This is a genomic window from Collinsella aerofaciens (assembly GCF_040915425.1).
Classification (GTDB): Bacteria; Actinomycetota; Coriobacteriia; order Coriobacteriales; family Coriobacteriaceae; genus Collinsella; species Collinsella aerofaciens_BW.
The window spans coordinates 1-5,402 of sequence record NZ_JBCPDN010000039.1 but is presented as its reverse complement, the minus strand read 5'-3'; the positions used below and the strand labels follow the sequence as shown (position 1 = coordinate 5,402).

Annotated in this window: 5 protein-coding genes; 3 read left to right on the top strand and 2 right to left on the bottom strand. The window is 57.1% G+C overall.

From position 1 onward, the window contains the following. The coding region (locus AB5164_RS06500; protein WP_368147899.1) for a ferritin-like domain-containing protein at positions 1–385 on the top strand (385 nt) is incomplete at its 5' end. 241 nt (positions 386–626) lie between these two features. Here the strand turns inward: AB5164_RS06500 and AB5164_RS06495 are convergent. Beyond that, complete coding sequence (locus AB5164_RS06495) at positions 627–1,508, bottom strand: putative endonuclease domain-containing protein (RefSeq protein ID WP_196032164.1); 882 nt, start codon at positions 1,506–1,508, stop codon at positions 627–629. A 536-nt stretch (positions 1,509–2,044) separates the two neighbouring features. After that, positions 2,045–3,484 (bottom strand): MocR-like pyridoxine biosynthesis transcription factor PdxR, encoded by a 1,440-nt coding sequence (gene pdxR / locus AB5164_RS06490; protein WP_347478229.1) that lies wholly within the window; start codon positions 3,482–3,484, stop codon positions 2,045–2,047. A 145-nt stretch (positions 3,485–3,629) separates the two neighbouring features. Here pdxR and pdxS point away from each other — a divergent pair, with 145 nt between their 5' ends. Further along, positions 3,630–4,520, top strand: a complete 891-nt coding sequence (gene pdxS / locus AB5164_RS06485) for a pyridoxal 5'-phosphate synthase lyase subunit PdxS (protein ID WP_022094325.1) — start codon at positions 3,630–3,632, stop codon at positions 4,518–4,520. A 20-nt stretch (positions 4,521–4,540) separates the two neighbouring features. Next, on the top strand, positions 4,541–5,128 hold the full coding sequence (gene pdxT / locus AB5164_RS06480; RefSeq protein WP_347478228.1) for a pyridoxal 5'-phosphate synthase glutaminase subunit PdxT: 588 nt from the start codon (positions 4,541–4,543) through the stop codon (positions 5,126–5,128). Positions 5,129–5,402 lie beyond the last annotated feature (274 nt).

The window sequence follows — 5,402 nt, the reverse complement described above, 5'->3', positions numbered from 1 at the left end:
CTCCGAGGACATCGTTGCCGACCTGCGCGCCAACTTTGAGGGCGAGTGCTCCGAGGTCGGTATGTACCTGGCCATGGCTCGCGTCGCTCATCGCGAGGGCTATCCCGAGATCGGCCTGTACTGGGAGAAGGCTGCCCACGAGGAGGCCGAGCATGCCGCCAAGTTCGCCGAGCTCCTGGGCGAGGTCGTGACCGACTCCACCAAGAAGAACCTCGAGATGCGCGTTGAGGCCGAGAACGGCGCCACCGCCGGCAAGACCGATCTTGCCAAGCGTGCCAAGGCCGCCGGCCTCGATGCCATCCACGACACCGTGCACGAGATGGCTCGCGACGAAGCTCGCCACGGCAAGGCTTTCGCCGGCCTGCTCAAGCGCTACTTCGGCTAAGCCAAACGCCTGAGAGATAATCTTTAGGTCGATAAGGCCCGGACCGCATGGTTCGGGCTTTTTTTGTGTCTCGAGAACTCGCAAACGCCCTGAAATAGGACCGCCTTCGACATCGGTTTCTCGTCAAAAACCAAGTGAGTAGACTTTTTGGAACTTGCCGAGCACGCCGTCCAAAATGCTTTATAAAGCCGCAGGTAAATGACTTGTTGCAAAACGGCCTGGTCGCCATCAAGCCAAAAGTCTACTCACTTAGTTCCCCAACCGTCCACGATCGAGTTGTTTTGTGTCTAACGGGCGTCTTTCCGTCAATTACTCCCAATTTTGTCCAGTCAACGAATAGTTCAGACCGGAGTAATGCCTCAGCCCTTTGCTCATCCGAGCTTTTATCACGATATTCAGCATCGAGCATCCTGCATACGGCCTTAACGATCGCGCGGAATCTATCCTCATCGGATATCTGTCTGTGTGTCAGGAGAAGTACATCATAGCCCATGGCCTGAAGGGCCGTCATGCGGTCAGCGTCACGCAAGCCATCCCCTGCGCGTCCGTGCGAGGCCTTTCCCTGACATTCAATGGCCACCTGTCGCCTGCCGTCCGGCGAAGACAGAAGTAGATCGATATACACACGGGACTTTCCCACAATCGCTCGAGCACTTGTGCTTAACGTCACTTCGACATTGAGCTCTATGCCGCAAAAACCTTCGCCTCCCAGGGCTCGCGGCAGTCCAAGCAACAAATACGCCTCGACCTCAAAAGGCGACGCGGCACCCAATGGAACGAGTTGCGATACCGCCATAAATCTATTGCCGTAACGCATCCCGCAAACATCTGAACAAAAACGGTCAAGGTCTCCGCCCAAAACCAAAGCGTCTCGACGCCATAAATTTGAGGCGGTGCCGTCCTCGGACGGGCAGCGCACCCAACCGACCGTTGTCGAAATCGCGCCCGAATCAATTGCACGCGAAAGCTCCGCCTCAAGTGCCGCCGGCAGGGCACACACCGCAAACAAGCCACACATCTCCGCCAATACCAAAAGAAGCTGAAGATCCGTCAGATGCCGCGACATGATGAATGTCGTCAGTAGAGGAGACGTAACCAAAAACCCATGCTCCGTTTCCAGCACGGATTCCCTGGGGAGCTCACCAAGAAACAGCCGCTGCCTAATGCTGGCAGGACAAGTCCGTTTGTTTCTCGTCCGAACCAATGTATACAACGGAAAACCGAGCGCGACCGCAGCCGTCGGGTTGCGGGCGAGATCATATCGCTGCCGGTCTTCTTCCGGTCGTGGAAGCGGCGGACACAAAGCGCGGACTTGAGGAGGCAAACGCCAGTACCTAAAAGCCGATATGTCACAAAGTAGATCCTTCATAGGCACAGGAAAACACAAATTTCAACCCAGTCAGTCACACATTGGCGCGAACGCGCCAAAAATGGTGCCGAACGGACTGCCAAGTTTTCAACAGCCCTCCCCAACTGGCCAAAAGCTTGCCGAGAGCTGGACGAAGTTCTGTTGAAACCCCATTTTTTCTCATGCAGAAGCTTTGCGCGACAAGTGAGTAGACTTTTTTGAACATCCCGAGCAGCCCGGTCATCCTGCTTTTCACAACCGCAGGTAGATAGCTTGTTACAAAACCGCCTGGTCGCCAAAGTTCCAAAAGCCTACTCACTTAGGTTGCAGAGTGCTCCCGTTAGCTGCGATTCCAAGGTATTTAGCGCTTTTGGACTCAAATCGTCATACTGAACAAGAATTTGACTTAAGTTTTCAAGGACAGATGCGCCATCGGCACACCAATAACAGTCACTGATATCGACAAAAGGGATACTCGAGCGCGTGAGGGCCCGCACAAAAGAGCTTCCGCCCGCTCCACGCTCCGCAACCACGATACAGTAAAGGCCCGCGTCTGCATGCTCGATCGAGACCTCTCCTGCCGGAAATACCTTCCGCACAAGCGCCATCAGGCCATCACGCGCCTCGCGAGCACGAACGCGCACGCGGTTCACATGTCGCTCGTAATCACCCGATTCCAGCAAACGCGCCAAAGCGACCTGATCAACAGAGCTCACCGACGAGGCGTAGAAACCAAGGTTGCGCCTAAACCGCTCCATTAACTCATCGGGCAACACCATGTACGCCAAACGCAACGCCGATGAAAGGCTCTTCGAAAACGTGTTGGTGTAGATAACCGACTGGGCGGCATCGATCGACGCGAGCGCGGGAATCGGCTTCCCGGCAAGGCGAAACTCACAATCAAAGTCATCTTCGATGAGATACCGACCTGGTCGCTCGGCGGCCCAGCTCAGAAGCGCATAGCGCCGCGCAATGCTCGTCACAAGGCCGGTCGGATACTGATGGGACGGCATCAGATGAAGTACATCGGTCCCGGTTTTCTGCAGAGCGCTCAAGTCCACGCCCTCATCATCCAACGGGATATGTCGAACTTTGCAGCCCATAGCCTGATAGATGCGCGTCAGACGTAAATAGCCCGGGTCCTCAACGGCATACACCTTGTCAGCGCCAAGCAACTGAACCAACATGGTATCGAGCAGCTGGGCGCCCGCGCCGATAACAATGTTATTGGGATCGACATTCATGCCCCTTGTCCCACGCAGGTGGTGAGCAATTGCGCGTCGCAGCCGAGCGGTGCCCTGCGCCGGTGCGGGCGAAAAGATTTCGCGCTCATCTTCGGATGCCAGCGTCGCCCGTAGTGCGCTTTGCCAAAGCCGCGCCGCCTCCAAAGAGGAAGGAGAAAGTGCATCGAATAGCTCGACCTGTCCGTTGACATCATGCGCGCTGGGACCCGCAGAGGCGGCATCTCGGTCGATGCCCTCCGCAGCCGAAGCCAAAACCGGTGCATCCGGAAGCTCGCAAGCGTAGTAGCCACGACGCGGCATTGAGCAAATATAGCCCTCGGCAAGTAACTGGCTATATGCATTCTCGATGGTAATGACACTGATTCCCAGATGACTGGCAAAGGCGCGCTTAGACGGAAGATGCTCCCCCGCCGCAATACGTCCAGCAACAATATCATCTCGAATTTTCTGGTAAACATACTCATAAAGCGATGCTTCGCCGCGTTTTTCCAAATTGTAGTCAAGCATGAGCCTATCACCTGACCTTATTAAGCCATTCAATCTGGTATTAGTCTGACCTTGTTATTATCTTGAAAACTGAGTATTTCGCCATACCCAGCTCCCCGATAGGATGTTCCGTCAAGCAATGCACATGCCAACCAAGGGAGCAACCATGGCAGAACAGACCAGCAAGGCCGATCGCGTCAAACTCAATCGCGAACTCGCGCAGATGCTCAAGGGCGGCGTCATCATGGACGTCACCACGCCCGAGCAGGCACGCATCGCCGAGGAGGCAGGCGCCTGCGCCGTCATGGCACTCGAGCGCATCCCGGCCGACATCCGTGCCGCAGGCGGCGTCTCGCGCATGAGCGACCCCAAGATGATCAAGGGCATCCAGGAGGCCGTCTCCATCCCCGTTATGGCCAAGTGCCGCATCGGCCACATTGTCGAGGCGCAGGTCCTTCAGGCCATCGAGATCGATTACATCGACGAGTCCGAGGTTCTCTCCCCTGCTGATGACGTCTATCACATCGACAAGACCCAGTTTGACGTGCCGTTTGTCTGCGGCGCCCGCGATCTGGGCGAGGCGCTGCGCCGTGTTGCCGAAGGCGCCACGATGATTCGCACCAAGGGTGAGCCGGGTACGGGCGACGTCGTTCAGGCCGTGCGTCACATGCGCAAGATCCAAAAGCAGATCCGCGACGTAGTTGCCCTGCGCGACGACGAGCTCTTTGAGGCAGCCAAGCAACTGCAGGTTCCGGTCGAGCTGGTGCGCGAGGTCCATGCCACGGGTAAGCTTCCCGTCGTGAACTTTGCCGCCGGCGGCGTAGCGACCCCCGCCGACGCCGCGCTGATGATGCAGCTGGGCGCCGAAGGCGTCTTTGTCGGCTCGGGCATCTTTAAGAGCGGCGACCCCGCCAAGCGCGCAGCCGCCATCGTCAAGGCCGTGGCAAACTTCACCGATGCTAAGCTCATCGCCGAGCTTTCGGAGGACCTGGGCGAGGCCATGGTGGGCATCAACGCCGACGAAATCGAGATCATCATGGAGGAACGCGGGCGCTAGTCCAGCAGAAAGGATCGCACATGAGCGATTATGCAGACCAGACGGTCGCCGTGCTGGCGGTCCAAGGTGCTTTTGCCGAGCACGAGGCAAGACTGTCCGAGCTGGGCGCACGTTGTATTGAGCTGAGGCAGGCGGCTGATTTGAAGCAGGACTTTGACCGTCTGGTACTTCCCGGCGGCGAGTCTACCGTTCAAGGGAAGCTACTTGATGAGCTGGGCATGCTCGAGGAGCTTCGCACCCACATTGTTGAAGGCATGCCCGTCCTTGGCACCTGCGCCGGCTTGATTCTATTGGCGCGCGATCTTGCCGCACACGACGATAAGGGAACGCCGCGCCTAGCAACCATGAACGTACTCGTTGAGCGCAACGCTTATGGCAGACAGCTCGGCAGTTTTCGCACCAAGGGCCAGGTGTCCGGCATCGACGGTGAAGTGCCATTAACATTTATCCGTGCACCTCGCATCGTCGAGGTCCACGGCGACGCCAAGGCCTTAGCGAAAGTCGACGGCCGTATCGTCGCCGCCCGTCAGGGCAACCAGCTCGGCGTAACCTTCCACCCCGAACTCGACGAAGACACCCGCCTCCACGAACTGTTCCTACAAATGTAGGTATCGAAATCAACAAACGAAACGAGAGTGGACAATCTCCAGCCTTGAGCATGAATATGGGCTCAAACCGGGAGATTATCCACTCTCATGCTATGTAGTCGTTGGGGACGTTCTTAAACGACTGGTCAAACAAGAACGTCCCCAACGACTATCTTTTAGCAGATCTGGATCATGGCAATGCCGATGCTTTGGCAACGACAGACACTATGACCCAATCCAAGGGCACGGAAACGACAGGAGCCCCCGCTCGTGACCGCGGGTCGGGGCTGCGACA

Coding starts and splice junctions, on each gene's coding strand:
- pdxS (WP_022094325.1), top strand. CDS start 3,630: ATGGCAGAACAGACCAGCAAGGCCGATCGCGTCAAACTCAATCGCGAA.
- pdxR (WP_347478229.1), bottom strand. CDS start 3,484: ATGCTTGACTACAATTTGGAAAAACGCGGCGAAGCATCGCTTTATGAG.
- pdxT (WP_347478228.1), top strand. CDS start 4,541: ATGAGCGATTATGCAGACCAGACGGTCGCCGTGCTGGCGGTCCAAGGT.